General features: G+C 34.0%; 18 protein-coding genes. 16 read left to right on the top strand and 2 right to left on the bottom strand.

Annotated features, from left to right (window positions below; translation table 11 throughout):
- Positions 1 to 186: 186 nt before the first annotated feature.
- Positions 187 to 1,392, bottom strand: a complete 1,206-nt coding sequence (gene ylbJ, locus AC3ASS_RS07180; RefSeq protein ID WP_488282836.1) for a sporulation integral membrane protein YlbJ — start codon at positions 1,390 to 1,392, stop codon at positions 187 to 189.
- A gap of 265 nt (positions 1,393 to 1,657) precedes the next feature.
- Between ylbJ and AC3ASS_RS07175 the strand changes: the two genes are divergently transcribed.
- On the top strand, positions 1,658 to 2,446 hold the full coding sequence (locus AC3ASS_RS07175) for a patatin-like phospholipase family protein (RefSeq protein ID WP_488282835.1): 789 nt from the start codon (positions 1,658 to 1,660) through the stop codon (positions 2,444 to 2,446).
- Positions 2,443 to 3,459 (top strand): SepM family pheromone-processing serine protease, encoded by a 1,017-nt coding sequence (locus AC3ASS_RS07170; RefSeq protein WP_488282834.1) that lies wholly within the window; start codon positions 2,443 to 2,445, stop codon positions 3,457 to 3,459. Before AC3ASS_RS07175 ends, AC3ASS_RS07170 begins: the two co-directional genes overlap by 4 nt.
- A gap of 121 nt (positions 3,460 to 3,580) precedes the next feature.
- Here AC3ASS_RS07170 and AC3ASS_RS07165 read toward each other — a convergent pair whose 3' ends face one another.
- On the bottom strand, positions 3,581 to 4,789 hold the full coding sequence (locus AC3ASS_RS07165; RefSeq protein WP_488282833.1) for a nucleotidyltransferase: 1,209 nt from the start codon (positions 4,787 to 4,789) through the stop codon (positions 3,581 to 3,583).
- Between the two features lie 165 nt (positions 4,790 to 4,954).
- On the opposite strand from AC3ASS_RS07165, the gene AC3ASS_RS07160 reads away from it, so the two are divergent.
- The 14 genes from AC3ASS_RS07160 (at position 4,955) to AC3ASS_RS07095 (ending at position 18,170) form a co-directional block, all read left to right on the top strand.
- The gene (locus tag AC3ASS_RS07160; RefSeq protein WP_488282832.1) at positions 4,955 to 5,482 is read left to right on the top strand and encodes a YceD family protein; all 528 of its coding nucleotides are present in this window, start codon (positions 4,955 to 4,957) and stop codon (positions 5,480 to 5,482) included.
- Positions 5,483 to 5,521: 39 nt separating this feature from the next.
- Positions 5,522 to 5,695 carry a 50S ribosomal protein L32 gene (gene rpmF, locus AC3ASS_RS07155; RefSeq protein WP_488282831.1) on the top strand — a complete coding sequence of 58 codons (174 nt, stop codon included), beginning with the start codon at positions 5,522 to 5,524 and terminating at the stop codon, positions 5,693 to 5,695.
- 128 nt (positions 5,696 to 5,823) lie between these two features.
- On the top strand, positions 5,824 to 6,582 hold the full coding sequence (locus tag AC3ASS_RS07150; protein ID WP_488282830.1) for an enoyl-CoA hydratase/isomerase family protein: 759 nt from the start codon (positions 5,824 to 5,826) through the stop codon (positions 6,580 to 6,582).
- A 105-nt stretch (positions 6,583 to 6,687) separates the two neighbouring features.
- Positions 6,688 to 7,254, top strand: coding sequence for an RsfA family transcriptional regulator (locus AC3ASS_RS07145; RefSeq protein WP_488282829.1), 567 nt, complete (start codon positions 6,688 to 6,690; stop codon positions 7,252 to 7,254).
- A gap of 337 nt (positions 7,255 to 7,591) precedes the next feature.
- Entirely contained in the window at positions 7,592 to 8,926 is a 1,335-nt protein-coding gene (locus AC3ASS_RS07140) for an acetyl-CoA carboxylase biotin carboxylase subunit (protein WP_488282828.1), read from the top strand.
- 33 nt (positions 8,927 to 8,959) lie between these two features.
- Positions 8,960 to 9,172 carry a biotin/lipoyl-containing protein gene (locus tag AC3ASS_RS07135; RefSeq protein ID WP_488282827.1) on the top strand — a complete coding sequence of 71 codons (213 nt, stop codon included), beginning with the start codon at positions 8,960 to 8,962 and terminating at the stop codon, positions 9,170 to 9,172.
- A 58-nt stretch (positions 9,173 to 9,230) separates the two neighbouring features.
- Positions 9,231 to 10,772, top strand: coding sequence for an acyl-CoA carboxylase subunit beta (locus AC3ASS_RS07130; RefSeq protein WP_488282826.1), 1,542 nt, complete (start codon positions 9,231 to 9,233; stop codon positions 10,770 to 10,772).
- Between the two features lie 175 nt (positions 10,773 to 10,947).
- Positions 10,948 to 11,850 carry a 2-dehydropantoate 2-reductase gene (locus tag AC3ASS_RS07125; RefSeq protein WP_488282825.1) on the top strand — a complete coding sequence of 301 codons (903 nt, stop codon included), beginning with the start codon at positions 10,948 to 10,950 and terminating at the stop codon, positions 11,848 to 11,850.
- Positions 11,843 to 12,235 carry a DUF3397 domain-containing protein gene (locus tag AC3ASS_RS07120; RefSeq protein WP_488282824.1) on the top strand — a complete coding sequence of 131 codons (393 nt, stop codon included), beginning with the start codon at positions 11,843 to 11,845 and terminating at the stop codon, positions 12,233 to 12,235. Before AC3ASS_RS07125 ends, AC3ASS_RS07120 begins: the two co-directional genes overlap by 8 nt.
- An 80-nt stretch (positions 12,236 to 12,315) precedes the next feature.
- Positions 12,316 to 13,935, top strand: coding sequence for a bacillithiol biosynthesis cysteine-adding enzyme BshC (gene bshC, locus AC3ASS_RS07115; RefSeq protein ID WP_488282823.1), 1,620 nt, complete (start codon positions 12,316 to 12,318; stop codon positions 13,933 to 13,935).
- Positions 13,936 to 14,115: 180 nt separating this feature from the next.
- Positions 14,116 to 14,547: a division/cell wall cluster transcriptional repressor MraZ gene (mraZ, locus tag AC3ASS_RS07110; RefSeq protein WP_488282822.1), complete on the top strand. Its 432-nt coding sequence runs from the start codon at positions 14,116 to 14,118 to the stop codon at positions 14,545 to 14,547.
- 99 nt (positions 14,548 to 14,646) lie between these two features.
- Positions 14,647 to 15,582, top strand: coding sequence for a 16S rRNA (cytosine(1402)-N(4))-methyltransferase RsmH (gene rsmH / locus AC3ASS_RS07105; RefSeq protein WP_488282821.1), 936 nt, complete (start codon positions 14,647 to 14,649; stop codon positions 15,580 to 15,582).
- 18 nt (positions 15,583 to 15,600) lie between these two features.
- Complete coding sequence (ftsL, locus tag AC3ASS_RS07100) at positions 15,601 to 15,960, top strand: cell division protein FtsL (protein ID WP_488282820.1); 360 nt, start codon at positions 15,601 to 15,603, stop codon at positions 15,958 to 15,960.
- A complete protein-coding gene (locus tag AC3ASS_RS07095; protein ID WP_488282819.1) occupies positions 15,957 to 18,170 on the top strand; it encodes a penicillin-binding protein in 2,214 nt (737 codons plus the stop codon). The genes ftsL and AC3ASS_RS07095 overlap by 4 nt, the downstream gene beginning before the upstream one ends.
- The last annotated feature ends 262 nt before the right edge of the window (positions 18,171 to 18,432 follow it).

Raw genomic sequence — 18,432 nt, 5'->3', positions numbered from 1 at the left:
GATTATTGTCAGTACGCTTCGATAACATCCTAAATTTCCCCCGTTAACCAAGAATTCTATCCCTATTATACAAAAAAGCCTGTAGATTTGGCCCCTAAGTTAGGGACTTTGTCTACAAGCTGAGAGGCTCTTTTGAAGTTTTCAAAGAGCCTCTAAATTTGTATATTTGATTTTTATCTATATATTTTATTTCCATATATGAATCGATCTCTTCACATAAATAAGGATGTATAAATAAAGAGAAATAATGGTAAATAGTGGGCCGTATTCAAGAATTATATCCATAGCACTTTGATGATTGATTAAATTAAATACAGGAGATGAATCGGAAAAACTTCCTTTTATTCGGTCTTCGTATAGTGGAACCCATAACAAATAGGTGAGAAACATGGCTATGAAGCCGTGAATAATTCTTGCAACTATAAAAGGTTGAAAGCGAATGTCTGTCGGTGCTATGATACTTGCAACTTGTGCATGAATACTAAATCCTCCAAAAGCTAAAATGAAGCTTACAATCATTGCTTGCTGTAAAAGAGATGCTTGATGAATTTCACTAATCAATTGACTTCCTAACGTAATTTCAAATAGTCCGGAAATAAACGGGACTGTTAATTCAATCGGTAAAGAAAATAAAGTGAAAATGACACCGATGATCGATGCAAGAAATTGAGTAATATTTAACAAATACAATATTTTATTAAGGACAGAAAATAATATGATAAAGCCTCCAATCATTAATAATGTTTGAATAGAGTTTATAATCGCATCTCCTAATAGTTTTCCTATTGGTCTTTTGTCATTCAATCTTGTCTTATGTAAAGCAATTAATGCTGCTTTAATGGATAATCGAGACCGTTCTTCCCTTTCTAATCTTTCATTTCTTCTTCCATAAAAACGCATCAATAATCCAACAAAAAAATTTCCTCCGTAATGGGCGACTGCTAAAATGAGACCTAATTCGATATTGTGAAAAAAACCTACAGACACTGCGCTTACGATAAAGAGAGGATTTGAACCACTTGTGAAAGAAATTAATCGTTCTGCTTCTATTCGTGAGACATTCCCTTCTTCCCGCATCCTAGCAGTAAGTTTTGCACCAGCAGGATTTCCTGATGCCATAGCCATTGCCCAAACAAATCCCCCTATTCCAGGAACTTTAAAGATCGGTCGCATAAATGGCTCTAATAACACACCGATAAATTTAACAACACCAAATCCAATTAATAATTCTGTTATGATAAAAAAAGGAAGTAATGTTGGAAAAACAATTCCCCACCAAAGTTCCAATCCTCTTGTTGAAGCATCTAATGATTCTTTTGGAAAAATAATGAGGGAAATGGCGATGAGTGTTACAGTCGTAGCTAAAAAAACGGTTTTTAATTTGGATCGCAATGTAGAATCCTCTCCTTTAGCAGGCAAGCAAAATCGGATCTTTATACTAATATGTTGATAAAGACAACCTTATGATAGACAGTTAAGCATTGTTTTCGTATTTTATAAAACCGACATTGAAAGGAAATACAGAAGTAACTATCAATAAAATAGCTTAAGTAAAATTCTCTTTTGTTGTGACTTGTCCTCCTATCAAACTATATACTCATATAATTTTTTTTAGACCATAAATTTTATATATATTTAATCAAAGAGGTGGCTAATTATGGAGAAGCCAAAAATCGGGTTGGCATTAGGTTCCGGAGGTGCAAGAGGATTTGCGCATTTAGGAATTTTAAAAGTATTAAATGATCATCATATCCCCGTTGACTATATTGCTGGCAGCAGTATGGGTGCATTAGTTGCCGCTTTATATGCAGCTGGACAAAGTGTAGAAGATTTGTACAGATTATCTATTGCATTTAGGAAAAAGTTTTTTTTAGATTTAACTGTTCCAAAACAGGGTTTCATCATTGGAAATCGAATTAAAGATTTTATAAGATTATTTACGTATAATAAAAATATTGAACAATTGAATATTCCAACAGCAATTGTAGCTACGGATTTAAAAACAGGTCAGAAGGTTGTATTTAAAGATGGACCTGTCAGTGATGCTGTCCGTGCAAGCATTTCAATTCCAGGGATATTTGTTCCCGTTACCTATAGAGGAAGATTATTAGTTGATGGGGGAGTTGTAGATCGAGTTCCTGTTTCTGTTGTAAGAGAAATGGGAGCGGATATCATTATCGCTTCTGATGTATCAACATTTAAAGAGAATAATGAAATATCCTCTATATTTGATGTAATCTTACAAAGTCTTGATATTATGCAAGCAGAATTGATGGAGAGTCGAAAACTTAATCCAGACATATTATTGACACCCAATGTTTCTATGTACAGCTCTCGTGCTTTTACAAACATTGAAGAAATTATAAAAGCTGGAGAAGAAGAGGCAAAAAGGAACGTAAATAAATTAATAGAACTGATTGCAAATTGGAAGGGGCAAGCAATGTGATAAAGAGAAAATCAACTATTATCTTATTAATTTTTGCACTGATTGTATGTTTTTCTTCGTTTTATACATTACCATATTACGTTTCAAGACCGGGAATGGCGAAAGAACTTGATGAATTAATTGACGTTCAAGATGGATACGACGAAGATGGAGCATTTATGTTAACAACCGTGCGCATGGGAAAGGCAAATATTATTTTTTATTTGCTTTCCAAATTCAATAAATATTACGAATTGCACCCGATTTCTGCAGTTAAAGCTGAGGATGAGACGGACGAAGAATATAATATTAGACAGCTGTACTATATGGAGAATTCACAAGAAAACGCTTTGCAAGTGGCATTTAAATATGCGAACAAGTCATATGACGTTAAAAATAACGGCATTTATGTATTAAATGTTATTGAAGGTTTACCAGCCGATGGAAAATTAAAACCGGGAGATCGAATTTTTCAAATTGATGATGAGGTCTTAGAGACATCGGAATCATTTATACAATATGTCCAAGCTAAATCGAATGGAGATACGATTACCGTTCATTTTGAACGTGATGGTGTCAAACAGAAAACGGAAATCAAAATAGATATTTTGCCAGAGACGAATAAACCAGGAATCGGTATCGCTTTAGTAGAAGATAAAGAAGTGGAAACTGATCCTAAAGTAACTATAAAAACCGATGATATTGGTGGTCCGTCTGCTGGATTTATGTTCTCATTAGAAATATATAATCAATTAATTCAAGAAGATATTACAAAAGGTTATAAAATTGCCGGCACAGGTACGATTTCTGAAGATGGTACAATTGGAAGAATTGGAGGAATTGAACAAAAAGTAGTTGCTGCTCACAAAGCGGGCGCTGAAATATTCTTTGCCCCTAATGAAAATGGAAGTGCCGATTCAAATTATCGAGCGGCAGTTAAAACAGCGAAGGACATTGATACGAAAATGAAAATTGTTCCTGTCGATACATTTGAAGATGCTATTGAATATTTAAAAAATCTTAAAGCAAAATAGATCATGTTAATAGTTCTATCCTAAAAAAATGACCTTCATATTTGAAGCAATAAAGTTAAAAGACTTGAGTTTGATATTCTTTTAGACTCAAGTCTTTTTTGTATTCTTAACATAAGGATAATCAAATCATTATTGGCGGGGTCCGATACTCATCTAATAAATGTTTTTGACTTGAATGGGATGGTAGACCTAACGAATACACATTTGATGCTTTAATATCAAGATGGATGAGATCTTTATTGTAAGAAGATATTTTTGAGATGATTGGAATTGATACATCGTCTTTCACTTGATTTAAATATTTTCTACCTTTTTGGCTCATCCCTAACAATCGAATATATTCAGCCTTCATTCCCGCCTTTTTCATTTCCTCTTTTTTTGTGTTCGTAAGTATATGTAAGCATGCTCGCTGGAGTCTTGTCCACGTATATCTTTTCGTTTTCAATAGTTTCATAAACCCGTAAAACGTTTCACTTTCTTTTGCGCAGGAAATTAATCGATATTCTAGCCCTTCTTCAACTTCATAAATATTCCTTAATTCTTCAGGAGAGCTGTTTAATAACCGATATTTTAAAAATGGCCAAAAATTTTCCCAATAAACGAATGATTGATACTTTTGATAAAACTGTTTCAACTCTTCAGTCGTTGTATTAGGAACATATTGTTGTATTTTTGTTAGAGATTTTTCTTCAAACAATGCTTTGCGAATACTAGTTGCACTGGCTATCGTTGCTGACGAAAAATTTTCGTCGTGATAATTGGCATTTTTACGTTGAACTGTATAGGCTTTCATTTGTAATTGTTGGTCTTGGATTGCTTTTAAATAGTGATAACCTAATATGTTATTTGGTTTGGAAAGGTCTATTGTTTGAGAAGGTGGTTTAAGTGCTTCAAAAGCTAACGATGTAGATTTTGGGTAGCTATAACCTTCTTTTATAAATTTTTTTACCTTATCATTAAATATTTCTTCATTTTCTAACATGAATTGAATGGTTTCTAAAAACGCATTTTCATCTCCTGATTCAGAACCAAAGCAAATAGATTCACACCCTAAAGCTCCTAGTATGGAAACGGCACCGTTTGAAAAAATTTCTGCTTTTTGAGTTGCATATGGATATGGAAGTTCGACAACTATATCAACACCAGCCAACAAAGCCATTTTTGTTCGACAAAACTTTGAAACAAGCGCTGGTTCTCCTCGTTGTAAAAAATTTCCGCTCATCACTGCTATTATGATATCTGCATTTGTTATTTCTTTAGTTTTTTGTAAATGATACGCATGTCCATTGTGGAATGGGTTATATTCTACAACGATCCCCGCACTTTTCATCCAATCACCTACTATATAAAAGATATATACGTCTCTTTCATGTATCAAATAATACAATTCCGTTGACAATGATAATAATACCACTTCTTTTGTGTAAAGAAAAAATATTGACAAAACTATACGTGAGGATATATAATTACCTTTGTTGCCTTGGGGTGATCTATTTTGAAATGGTCTATTGTTCAATTAAAAAAATTTCAGAACAAGGGTATTGAAATCGATGAAACGATTGATATGGAACAACTGAAAATGAGGGATCCTCAAATTCGTTCTATATCTCCGATTCATATAAAAGGTAGAGTTGATATCGGATCCAATCGTGCCACATTTCACCTCCACATTACGGGTGAAATGATACTTCCTTGTTCGAGAACGTTAGAGGATGTAAAATATCCAATTGATATTCATACGAAAGAAACGTTTTTGTTTCAAGCATCGGATTATGAATTTGAATCAGAGGATGAAGAACTGCATCCTATTCAAGGAGATGTCATCGATTTAAAACCGATTATTGAAGAAATTGTCTTGCTTGAAATACCGATGCAAGTGTATAGTGAAGATGTACTTAACAAGCCAACAATGACCCAATCGGGAAAAGGTTGGGAACTTATTGAAGAAAAAGAAATAAACAAAGACAAAATCGATCCCCGATTGGCAGGTTTAGCTAACTTCTTTAATGAAGATAAAAAATAAACAATTTACTTGCCGTCACGCTGTAAGGAGGTGGGAACAATGGCTGTACCTTTCAGACGAACTTCTAAAATGAAAAAACGTCTACGTCGTACTCATTTCAAATTGCAAGTTCCAGGTATGGTAGAATGCCCAAATTGCGGCGAAATGAAACTCGCTCACCGTGTATGTAAATCATGCGGAACTTACAAAGGAAAAACTGTTGTTAACAAATAATCCTTTAATGCTCCCCTTAAAGTGGACAGATGAAATATCTGACTACTTTTAGGGGAGCATTTTCGTTTATGTCATAATCTTATATACTTAGTAGTAAAGTGATTAGACCAATAGAGGAGTGGACATGATTGACAGCTTCTATAAAAAAAATAGAAAAAGGAATTCTGCTATTTACAATTGAAAGAGAAGATGTAAGAAATGCAATTAACTTTGAAGTGATGAATAGACTCGAACAAGCCATCGAACAAGCTAATGTGGAGGAAGATATTAAAGCGTTAGTCATTACAGGAAAAGGGACAAAAGCTTTTTGTTCTGGAGGAGATTTAGCTGAATTTCACCGTCTTCAAAAAGAAGATGACGCATTTGAGATGTTAGAAAAAATGATGAATATATTATACAAGCTTCTTACTTGTAAAAAATTGACGGTGGCATTAATCAATGGAAAAGCAGTAGGAGGTGGATGTGAGATGGCTACTGCATGTGATTTCCGAATAGCTAATACATCCACTGAATTAGGCTTTATTCAAGGAAAGTTGGCGATCACTACTGGATGGGGCGGTGGATCTATTTTATTGGAAAAATTGCCACAAGAAAAAGCGATGCAATTATTGTTAAGTGCAAAACGATATAAAGCAAGCGAATTATTAAAGATCGGTTTTCTTCAAAAATTATTTGATCATGATCCAATCGAGGCTTGTATTTCTTTTATTCAGCCTTACATAGAGCTTTCTACAAATGTTATTTCATCATATAAACAATTGCTTATTGAAAAATGGGAACAAAATTCGTTGAAAGAAAGAATGATTAAAGAAGCAAAAAACTGCTCTAAACTTTGGGCAGAGGAAGAACATCTTCGAATCGTGAATCAATTTTTAAATAAAAGTTAGATGATTATTTTTTATGCAAGAAAACAAGCTTAATAGAATTAATCATAGTCTATCTTTTCTAGTAGCTGCATATATTGATGATAAAACGCACTAGGAGGGATAGTTATGTCCACGGTACGTCAAGATGCTTGGACAAAAGATGAAGATTTATTTCTGGCTGAAGTTGTATTAAGACATATTCGAGAAGGAAGTACACAACTATTAGCCTTTGAAGAAGTAGGAAAAAAATTAAATCGAACACCTGCTGCATGTGGATTTCGCTGGAATTCGTTTGTAAGAAAACAGTATAAATCAGGAATTGAGTTGGCGAAAAGACAACGAAAAGAATTGAAGAAAAGTCAATCATACCTTTTAGAATCATCTGTTAAAAAATCTTCATCTTCCAATGCATCGATTCAATCTTTAAGCGATTGCATCGAATTTTTACAAAACTATCAAAAAAATGAAGAGCAACTTATTCAGCAAAAAGTTGCAAAATTAAATGAGAAATTAGCAGAGTTGGAAAAAGAAAATAAAAAATTAAAGGAAGAAAATCATTCATTAAAAGAAGACTACCATGCATTACTTGCGATAATGGAAAAAGCTAGAAAAATGGCAATTATGGAAGAAGATCATTCAAAAGTAACGCTTCAAATGGATTCCAACGGAAATTTAGAAAAAGTAAGAAAATAGTGGGAAATCCCTGTTAGACTTGTCGCTTAATTTATGACATTTCTGACAGGGATCTTTTCCATTTTTGATGCTATGAAAAGATTATTAGGTTATTCAGAGCTTAATTGTTTGAGAATCCTAAAAAAATGTAACAAGACTTAGCTAGTTTATTCATTTGTTCGATTTAGCAAAATGGATACACTCTCTATATATGAAAATCGAAAATATAGAAAGCGTTTTCATTTTACAGAAGGAATTTTCCGAAAATAGTCGAAATAAATAATTTAGTCATTTTTTAGAATTTTGTCATTTATCTTCATTTTTTCTCCTAAGCTGTTAGGAAAGAAAGGAGCTAAACATGAAAAAAATACTGATTGCCAACAGAGGAGAAATAGCAAGGAGAATTATTCGAACTTGTCAAAAATTAAACATAGAAACGGTTGCTGTTTATTCCAAAGCAGATAAAGATTTACCTTATGTAAAAGAAGCTACCGTTGCTTACGAAATAGGAGATGCACCAGTCAGTAAATCTTACCTAAATATGGATAAAATTTTAGAAATTGCTAAAAAGGAACAAGTAGACGGAATTCACCCCGGATATGGGTTATTATCGGAAAACAGTGAATTTGCTAAAAAAGTTAAGGAATCTCAAATTATATTCATTGGTCCCAATCATGAAACGATCGCTTTAATGGGAGATAAAATTGCCGCTAGAAGAACAATGATGAAGGCGAATGTTCCGGTTGTACCTGGTGCAGAAATAGAGAGTAATGATGTTCGTGAAGCGATGAAAATCTCTAATGAAATTGGCTATCCGGTTATGTTGAAAGCCAGTTCTGGCGGTGGTGGAGTAGGTATGGCTCTTGTTCATAACGATGAAGAGCTGGAAACAGCTTTTACTTCTGTAAAGTCAAAAGCGAAAGCATATTTTGGTAATGATTCATTATTTATTGAGAAATACATAAAAAATGCCCGACATATTGAAGTGCAAATTTTTGGGGACCATCATGGGAATTGTATTCATTTATTTGAAAGAGATTGTTCCGTGCAACGTAGAAATCAAAAAGTAATTGAAGAAGCACAAAGCCCATTTTTAGGTGAGAAAACGAGAGAAAAAATGTATGAAGCAGCGATTAAAGCAGCTAATGCCGTGTCTTATGTGAATGCTGGGACCGTTGAATTTATATTAGATGAACACAATCATTTTTATTTCCTTGAGATGAATACACGCTTGCAGGTTGAACATCCAGTTACCGAGTGCATAACGGGATTAGATTTAGTCGAATGGCAAATAAACATTGCCAATGGACTACCTCTTCCAATTACGAACAGCGAACTAACGGCCAATGGTCATTCGATGGAGTTTCGGATTTATGCTGAAGACCCAAGCAATTTCTATCCTTCACCCGGGATTATTCAACAATTGAAATGGGGAAATGTAGATGGAATTCGAATTGATAGCGGTTATGATGAAGGGAATACTGTTACACCCTTTTATGATCCATTAATCGCTAAAATTATTGTCCATGGCAAAAACAGAAAGGAATGTTTACAAAAGGGAGAAAAATTTTTCAAAGAAACAGAAATTAGGGGAATCAAGACCAATATCCCATTATTTATTCAACTATTTCAAAATGATTCCTTCATTCAAGGAAACTATAATACAAATCTTTTAAAAATCATAAAAAAGTAGATAGGAATAGATACATTAAAGGAGGATTAAAACATGAAAGAAATCGTCTCATCAATGGCAGGAACAATTTTGAACGTTGTTGTGTCTGAAGGTGAAACAGTAGAAGCTGGAAAGGTAGTTGTCATGCTTGAATCAATGAAAATGGAAATCCCAATTGAAAGCCAAGTAAATGGGGTTGTAAAAGAAATTCGTGTTTCACCGGGAGAATTTGTAAATGAAGGGGATGTTTTAATAGTTTTAGAGTAATAGGGTGGAGCAATCCGCCTTTCTTCATTGAACAACTTTTAGATTGGAGGAGTGCACCTTGACGAATCTTAAAGATTTATCAAATACGTATGTAGAAAATAAAAATAAAGTATATAAAGGTGGTCATCAAAAATACCACGATAAGCTAGCATCTCAAAATAAATTGTTTGTACGAGACCGTTTAAAATTACTTTTTGATGATGGTATTTATCAAGAAGATGGATTATTTGCAAATTTTATGGCTGAAGATTTACCGGCAGATGGAGTTGTTACTGCGATTGGAAAAATTCATGGACGAACCGTTTGTGTAATGGCGAATGATTCAACGGTAAAAGCAGGCTCATGGGGAGCAAGGACAGTAGAAAAAATTATACGGATTCAAGAAACGGCTGAAAAGCTAAAAGTCCCAATCTTATACTTAGTAGATTCTGCTGGAGCTCGAATTACTGATCAATTAGAGATGTTCCCTAATCGACGTGGGGCAGGAAGAATTTTTTATAATCAAGTAAAGTTATCGGGAATGGTCCCGCAAATTTGTTTATTGTTTGGGCCGTCGGCTGCTGGTGGTGCTTATATTCCAGCTTTTTGTGACATTGTTTTTATGGTAGAAGGCAATGCATCTATGTATTTAGGTTCTCCTCGAATGGCGGAAAAAGTCATTGGAGAAAAAGTAACACTTGAGGAAATGGGCGGTGCACGAATGCATTGCACAATTAGTGGGTGTGGAGATGTTCTCGTCAAAAGTGAAGAAGAAGCGATTGAAGGTGCGAGACGATATATCACTTATTTTCCTCAAAGCTTTAAAGAAAAACCAAAAATGGAAAAAAGTTTGCCTCCAGTTTCAACAAAGCCTCTAGAAGATATTATTCCAATCAATCAAAATGCACCCTTTGATATGTATGAGTGTATTAATGCCATTATTGATGAGGGAAGCTTTTTTGAAGTGAAAAAATTGTTTGCCCCAGAATTAATTACAGGGTTGGCAAGAATCGATGGACGTGTTGTAGGGATTATCGCCAATCAACCTAAAGTCAAAGGTGGAGTATTATTCGTTGATTCAGCAGATAAAGGGGCAAAATTTATCCAGCTTTGTGATGCTTTCCATATCCCATTACTTTTCTTAGCTGATGTTCCAGGCTTCATGATCGGAACAAAAGTGGAAAGAGAAGGAATTATTCGTCATGGAGCGAAACTAATTGCTGCCATGAGTTCGGCTACAGTTCCAAAAATTTCGGTTATTGTACGTAAAGCATATGGGGCAGGACTTTATGCAATGGCTGGCCCTGCATTTGAACCAGATTGTTGCATTGCGTTGCCAACAGCCCAAATTGCGGTTATGGGTCCTGAAGCTGCTGTAAATGCTGTGTACTCAAATAAAATTAATGAAATCAAAGATCCAAAGGAAAAATTGGCATTCATCATGGAAAAACAAAATGAATATAAGCAACATATTGACATTTATAAATTAGCGTCTGAACTAATTATAGATGATATTGTTCAACCATCAGAACTTCGCTCAGTTTTATCGGAACGATTGAAATTATATGAGTCTAAAGATATGATATTTAGCGTTCGAAAACATCCGGTTTATCCTGTTTAATCCCCGTTTATGGGGATTTTTTTTGGGAGATTCTTTATGAGACAAATAAGATCTCATGAGCAAATAAATAATAATCTTTTTTTCCGTTCTTCCATTTATCATATATGTTTTGAACATATGAAAATTTTGTTAATATATAAATAAAACGGTTGTTCGTTGGATAGAGGGGTCTTTTATGAAAATTGGAATTGTAGGTGGAGGGGCAATTGGGTTACTTTTTGCAGCCTATTTAGGAAAAAATCATGAAGTTACCATTTATTGCAGGACGAAAAATCAGGCTGACTCCATTAACCTTCATCATATCACACTATTAAAAAATGAAATCTCGGAGCAGATTCGGGTTACTAGTGTTTCAAGCTCGCAATATTTGTACGAAGATCTCTTTATTTTTACAGTTAAACAATACCATCTTCCAGAAATGATTTCTTTCATTCAACAAAGTCCTGAAAATATCCCGCTATTATTTGTACAAAATGGAATGGGACATCTTTCTTATTTAGAATCATTACCTCATAAAAATATTTGGGTAGGCACTGTTGAACATGGGGCAATGAAACTTAATGATTATACTGTCAAACATACAGGGATTGGAGAAATAAAATTAGCGGTTTTCCGCGGAAAGGAAGAAGCCCTGCAAAAATTCTTACCGCACTTACAGACGGATTATTTTCCTTTCATTATTCATCCAAACTATCAAGAAATGTTATATCAAAAATTGGCCATCAATGTATCTATTAATCCTTTAACGACGGTATTAAAAGCTAAAAACGGAGAACTAATTGAAAATCCTTACTATTTTAAACTTCTAAAAAGCGTTATGAATGAAATATGTAACGTATTAGAATTCTCGAATCGAGATGAAATTATTGAACAAGTTATGAAGGTGTGTAACAATACGGGAGAAAATGTTTCGTCTATGTTAAAGGACGTTCAAGAAAATCGAAAAACAGAAATTGATGCCATCGTCGGATATTTACTACATGTAGCGAACCAGAAGCGAAAAGATACGCCTGTTTTACAGTTTTTATACCATGCTGTAAAAGGAATGGAAAAGAGTGGAGGGAACAATGTTGACTAAACTAATGACAGCCATTGTTTCCCTTTATATTGCCGTACCTCTCCTAGTTTATTTCACCATTTTTTTAATAATAAAAAAGACAACCGGTAATCATAAACGTTCCGTCCGGTGGTCGATTAATATTTCAACATTTTTCTTTATCATTTCTGTCCATTTCCTCATCTTTACTATATGGGGGAAATCATCGTTTCTTTTACTATTAACAATTTTATTCCTTATGGCAGGCGTATTTGGATGGTTATTTTGGAAAGAAACAGGCATTTTTGATTATAAAAAAGTTTTCAACGGATTTTGGAGGTTATGTTTTTTCGTTTTTTTTGCAGCCTATATCATTCTCATTGCTTACGGAATATTTAACAGGGGCATACAGTTTATTTTTTCTTAAAGGAATCAATCATTTTTCTTTTATTGTCAATGGGTGCTATACTCATATGAGATACTCCCTTTGGAAAGGAAGAACTTCTGATGGAAATTAATTGCATACCAATTCAGAGCGGTAATGAAATGGTCCGAGATTATATTAACGGACGAAATACGGCTTTTTATCATTACGATTTTCGTAAGAAGGAAGCTTTTATTCATCGGTTAGAGGATATTCAGAATAGAGAGTATCCTAGAAAGGAATTGGCTAATCATATATTAACCTATATGAGTCGTTTTCCTTTAACAGAGAATACGTACCGTTCTATTGAAAAATTAAAAAGAGAAGATAGTGTAGTTGTCATTAGTGGACAACAAGCCGGCCTGCTTACCGGACCACTATATACGATACATAAAATTATTTCTACTATTCAGTTGGCAATAGAAAAAGAGAAAGAATTGGGGGTTCCTGTTGTCCCAATTTTTTGGATTGCCGGAGAAGATCATGACTTACACGAAGTCAATCACGTTTATGTGCTTGAAAATGAAAAAGTGATGAAAAAATCTTTTAGACCTACTATTTTCACAGAGAAAAAGATGGTTTCAAAAATTAATCTTGAACAAGAAAAATTAATAGAATGGGTTGAATCTGTATTTGAGAGTTATGGAGAGACTAAATATACAAATAACGTCCTCCAGTTGTTAAAAAATAAAATTAATGAAAGTGAAACGTTTACTGATTTCTTTGCTCATATTATTCATTACTTTTTTGAAAAGTACGGTTTGCTCATGATTGATTCTGCCCACCCACAGTTAAGACAAATAGAAGAACCGTATTTTGCAGAGATATTTGAGAAAAGTATAACGATTACAGAAAAATTACTTTTAAGGCAAAAAGCTTTATCTTCAAAGGGATACCCAACAACAATTGAATCGGATCCAAGTAGTATTCAACTATTTTATGAACACTTAGATGAACGAGTATTACTACATTATGATGCAAAAAATGATATGTATATAGGCAAAGGGGTTTCTTTTACAAAAGAAGAAATATTAAAAGAGATCCACACTCATCCGGAAAAATTCAGCAATAACGTTGTTACAAGACCAATCATGCAAGAGATGCTCTTTCCGACGCTAGCTTTTATTGCCGGACCTGGTGAAATGTCTTATTGGGCTGAGTTAAAAGATGCGTTTGAACTTTTTGGGATGAAAATACCGCCAGTCGTACCTAGAATCAATATTACCTTGCTTGAAAGAAATATTGAATCACTAATGAATGAAATTGGTCTTTCAGTGGAAGAGACATTAATAGAAGGAACGATGAAAAAGAAAAGTGAATTTTTCCAATCATTAAAAAGTGAAGAACTTGATATGTTTATCGAAAACAAACGTAAAGAAATGATCGATATTTATCAATCGATTGTGGAAGAAGTATATTCCTTTGATCGAGGTTTAAATGGAGTTGTCAAAAAAAATTTGGAGTTTGTTACTAGCCAAATTGATTATTTAAAGAAAAAAGTGGAGGATTCAATTAAGTTGAAGAACAAAGTAGCTCTTCAACGATTTGATCGAATTCAACATTCAATTAAACCACTGAACTCATGGCAAGAACGTGTATGGAATGTCTTTTATTATATTAATAAATATGGTGAGTCAATTATTCACGATTTAATGATGATGCCATTTGAATATAATGGCCATCACTATGTCGTTAAATTGTAAAATAAATTGGTTTTACTCCGTAATTGTTAAGTCTAACGATTACGGAGTTTTTTTATTTATTGATTAATTTTTTTTTAATTAATGAAGGGATTTTTTAATTTTTAAAGAAAATATTAAAAAAGATGTGGTAGAAAGTGGGGGAATGTGGTACATTTGTGATATGAAGTGGGGGTAATGGGCATGTTCATGGGGGAATACCATCATAACATTGATACAAAAGGACGTTTAATAGTACCTGCTAAGTTCCGAGAAGGACTTGGTGAGTCTTTTGTATTGACTCGTGGACTTGATCAATGTTTATTTGGTTACCCGATGGATGAATGGAAACAACTTGAAGAAAAATTAAAGGCCCTCCCATTAACTAAAAAAGATGCCCGTGCATTTACCCGTTTCTTCTTTTCAGGAGCGACGGAATGCGAATTAGATAAACAAGGAAGAATCAATATTCCCTCTACGCTTTTAGAGTATGGAAAGTTAGAAAAAGAATGTGTGATCGTCGGTGTATCAAACCGAATTGAAATATGGAGTAAGCCTTTATGGGAAGACTTCTTTGCACAATCTGAAGAATCATTTGCAGAAATTGCTGAAAATATGATTGGATTTGATATTTAATAGAAAAACTATTAAAGATATGTGGGGATATAATACCCATTTTGTATCAAATAAATACCGAAACAACTAGGAATCATTGAGAAGAAGGTGGATTTCCCCATGTTTAATCATAAAACTGTTTTATTAAAAGAAGCGGTTGATGGACTGAATATTAGACCAAATGGCATATATGTCGATTGTACGCTAGGGGGAGCTGGTCATAGCGAAGAAATTTTAAACCGTTTATCTGATAATGGGAAATTATTTGCCTTTGATCAAGATGACCAAGCGATTTTGTATGCAAAAGAAAAACTGGCTCGTTTTGGTAATCAATTAGAAATTATTAAAAGTAATTTTAGAAATATAAAAGAAGAATTGCATAAAAGAGGAGTTTACGAAGTTGACGGAATTTTATATGACCTTGGTGTATCTTCTCCGCAATTAGATGTCCCTGAAAGAGGCTTCAGTTACCACAATGACGCTCCTTTAGACATGAGGATGGATCGAGATTCCATGTTAAGTGCTTTCCACATTGTCAACGAATGGCCATACGAAAAATTGGTGAAAATCTTTTTCCAATATGGGGAAGAAAAGTTTTCCAAACAAATCGCAAGGGCCATTGAAAGAGAAAGAGAGAAAAAGAAAATTGAAACGACTGGAGAACTTGTGGAGATTATTAAAGAAGCAATCCCGGCACCTGCGAGACGTAAAGGTGGACATCCAGCAAAACGAATATTCCAAGCGATACGAATTGCCGTAAACGATGAATTAAGTGCGTTTGAACAATCCCTCCATCAAGCGATCGAATTGCTAAAGAAAGATGGAAGGGTTTCTGTCATAACGTTTCATTCTTTGGAAGATAGAATTTGTAAAAATATATTTAAAGAATATAGTGAGCTACCCGATTTACCACATGGGCTCCCTATTATTCCTGAACAATATGAACCGGTATTAAAACTAGTCAATCGAAAACCGATTGTGCCAAGTGAAGAAGAAATAGAGGAAAACAATCGTGCAAGATCAGCCAAATTAAGAATAGCAGAAAAGAGAAAGTAATAGGAGAGGAGGAATTGGATGATGAGTAATTTAGCTAGAAAACTTCAACAAGAACAACAAGGCTATCAACCAATACAACGTCCTGAAACACCATCCGTCAAAAGATATCGTATCTCACGTGGAGAAAAGGTGTTAGCAATTCTCTTCGTATTAATGGTTTCCATTTTATCGGTTAAAATCATATCTAATCAAGCAACGATTTATGATGTTAATAAAAACATTCATAATATGAAACAATCGATTGAAAATCAATCACGTGTCGTTACAGATTTAGAAGATCAAGTGGACGAATTAAGCACGTTCGAGCGTATTTATAAAAAGGCTTTAGAAAATGGGTTTACAATGAATGAAAATAACGTAAAGGTTGTGCACCCATGAAAATTAAAAAATCAAATATGAATGTAGGAGCGGCTATATTATTTTTCATATTTAGTCTGCTCTTTTTTATATTAACGTATCGATTTTTAACAATTCAAACTTCAGGTGAAATTGAAGGAGAAGTATTGGCAGCGAAAGCTGAACAAAAGTATACAAAAGAATCGAAAATTGAAGGGAAAAGAGGAACTATTTTTGACAGGAACGGGGAAGTGATCGCCGAAGATACGGATAGCTATAAATTAGTGGCGATTTTAAATCCAGAGGTGACAACTGACCCTAAAAAACCGAAACACGTCGTGGATCCTAAACTGACAGCTCAAAAATTATCGAAATATATTCAAATGAAAGAATCAGAGATTTTAAGCATCATAGAAAATGGAATAAAGGAAAATCTTTTTCAAGTAGAATTTCAATCGGCTGGTAGTAATATAACCCATCAAACAAAAAACGAAATTGAAAAATTGGAATTGCCAGGAATCACATTTATTCGTGAATCCAAACGATTTTACCCGAACGGTATTTTTGCTTCCCATTTAATCGGATTTGTAGATCATGAAGAAAATCCTGAAAATGGGTCATCATCAGTTGGAAAACTTGGGATAGAACAATTATTTGATCAATATTTAGCTGAAACGGATGGAAAAGTTGTGTATGAAAGTGATTTCTGGGGTTATTTACTTCCTGGAAAAGATGAAAAAGTTTATCCGCCAAAAAACGGAAACAATTTATATTTAACGATTGATAAAAAAATTCAAACATTTTTAGAAGATGCTGTTAGTAAAGTGGATGAAGCATATAAACCGAAAAAAATTATGGCACTGGTAGCAGATGCGAAAACCGGTGAAATATTAGCAATGACCCAACGTCCAACCTTTCATCCAAGTACAAGAGAAGGAATTGAGCAATCTTGGCATAATGAAGTTGTAGAAACTTCTTTTGAACCTGGATCTACCATGAAAGTTTTTACGCTTGCTGCGGCTATTGAGGAGGGAGTATTTAACCCAAATGCCACTTTTCAATCCGGAAAGTATACGGTATTAGGTCAAAGTATACACGATCATAACTACAGTGGATGGGGAGAAATTACATATTTAGAAGGGATTAAAAAATCTTCAAACGTTGCCGTAGCTTATTTATTAGAATTAATGGGGGCAGACACATTCAGAAAGTATTTAGATTCCTTTAAATTTGGGCAGAAAACAAATATAGGTTTACAAAATGAGGCAACTGGGGAGATAAAATATACTTGGCCAATTGAGAAGGTTACTACCAGTTTTGGACAAGGAACGACGGTTACTCCTTTACAATTAGTTCAAGCAATGACAGCAATAACAAATCAAGGAAAAATGATAAAACCACATGTTGTCGATCGGATTGAAGACAATGATGGAAATGTCGTTAAAAAATTTAAATCAGAAATCATAGGACAACCGGTTTCTGCTGATACAGCAAAACAAGTATTAGACGTATTGGAAGAGACTGTTAAAGATGGGACAGGAGTGAACTTTCAAATTAACGGATACTCTGTTGCTGGTAAAACAGGAACAGCGCAAATTCCTGACCCTAATCCGGGAAAAGCTTATTTAACAGGGCATGATAACTATATCTTCTCATTTCTAGGGACGGCGCCAAAAGAAGATCCAAAGCTAATTGTTTATGTTGCCGTTCAACAGCCTGACTTAGATGAGGAGAAATATGAAGGTGGATCTGTACCTGTTTCTCTTATCTTCAATCCGGTAATGGAAAATAGTTTAAAATATTTAAATATCGAACCGCAAAAAATAGAGACAATTAAATCACTACCAATTCCTGATTTACAAGGGAAAATGGTCGATGTAGCCCAACAAGAATTAGAAAAAATTGGATTAACCCCAATCGTCATTGGTAATGGAAACAAAGTGACTGAAACCTATCCAATGAAAGGAGAGGTTATTTTAGAAGGAGAAAAAGTTCTGATAAAAACTAATGGGGAATTAACTGCGCCTGATATGAGCGGATGGTCTCTACGTGATGTTATGAAATTTGTGGCAGTATCAGATTTGAACTTAACCGTAGAAGGATCCGGTTTTGTCAAAGCCCAGAGTATTTCTCCGAATAAAGCTGTGAAAAAAGGAGATGCTTTAACCGTAAAACTTGATACACCACAGTCGATTGTCAAAAAGAAAAAAGAAAAGAAAAATCAAAAAGAAAAGAAAAACGATTCTCCATAAATGTTTGTCATTATATAAAATGATTGGAATACATGGTGGCACATCCTTATGAAATAATCACAAGTAAAAAACGATTTTCATAATAAAATAGCCAGAGCATTAAAAGTATAGAATGAATGTGACTTTCCAATCTACTTTTTATCGAAATCATTATTTTCCTTTATGGGAAATAATGATTTTTTTATTTCCTATTCATAAATTTAAAATGGACTATTAAAGTCATTATCATTCTATGTCCAATATAAGTTCATTAGTCCATTGT

The sequence above is a fragment of the Bacillus sp. JST-5 genome (assembly GCF_057747715.1).
The sequence above is the reverse complement of the archived record's forward strand: the minus strand, read 5'-3'. Positions and strand labels throughout refer to the sequence as shown.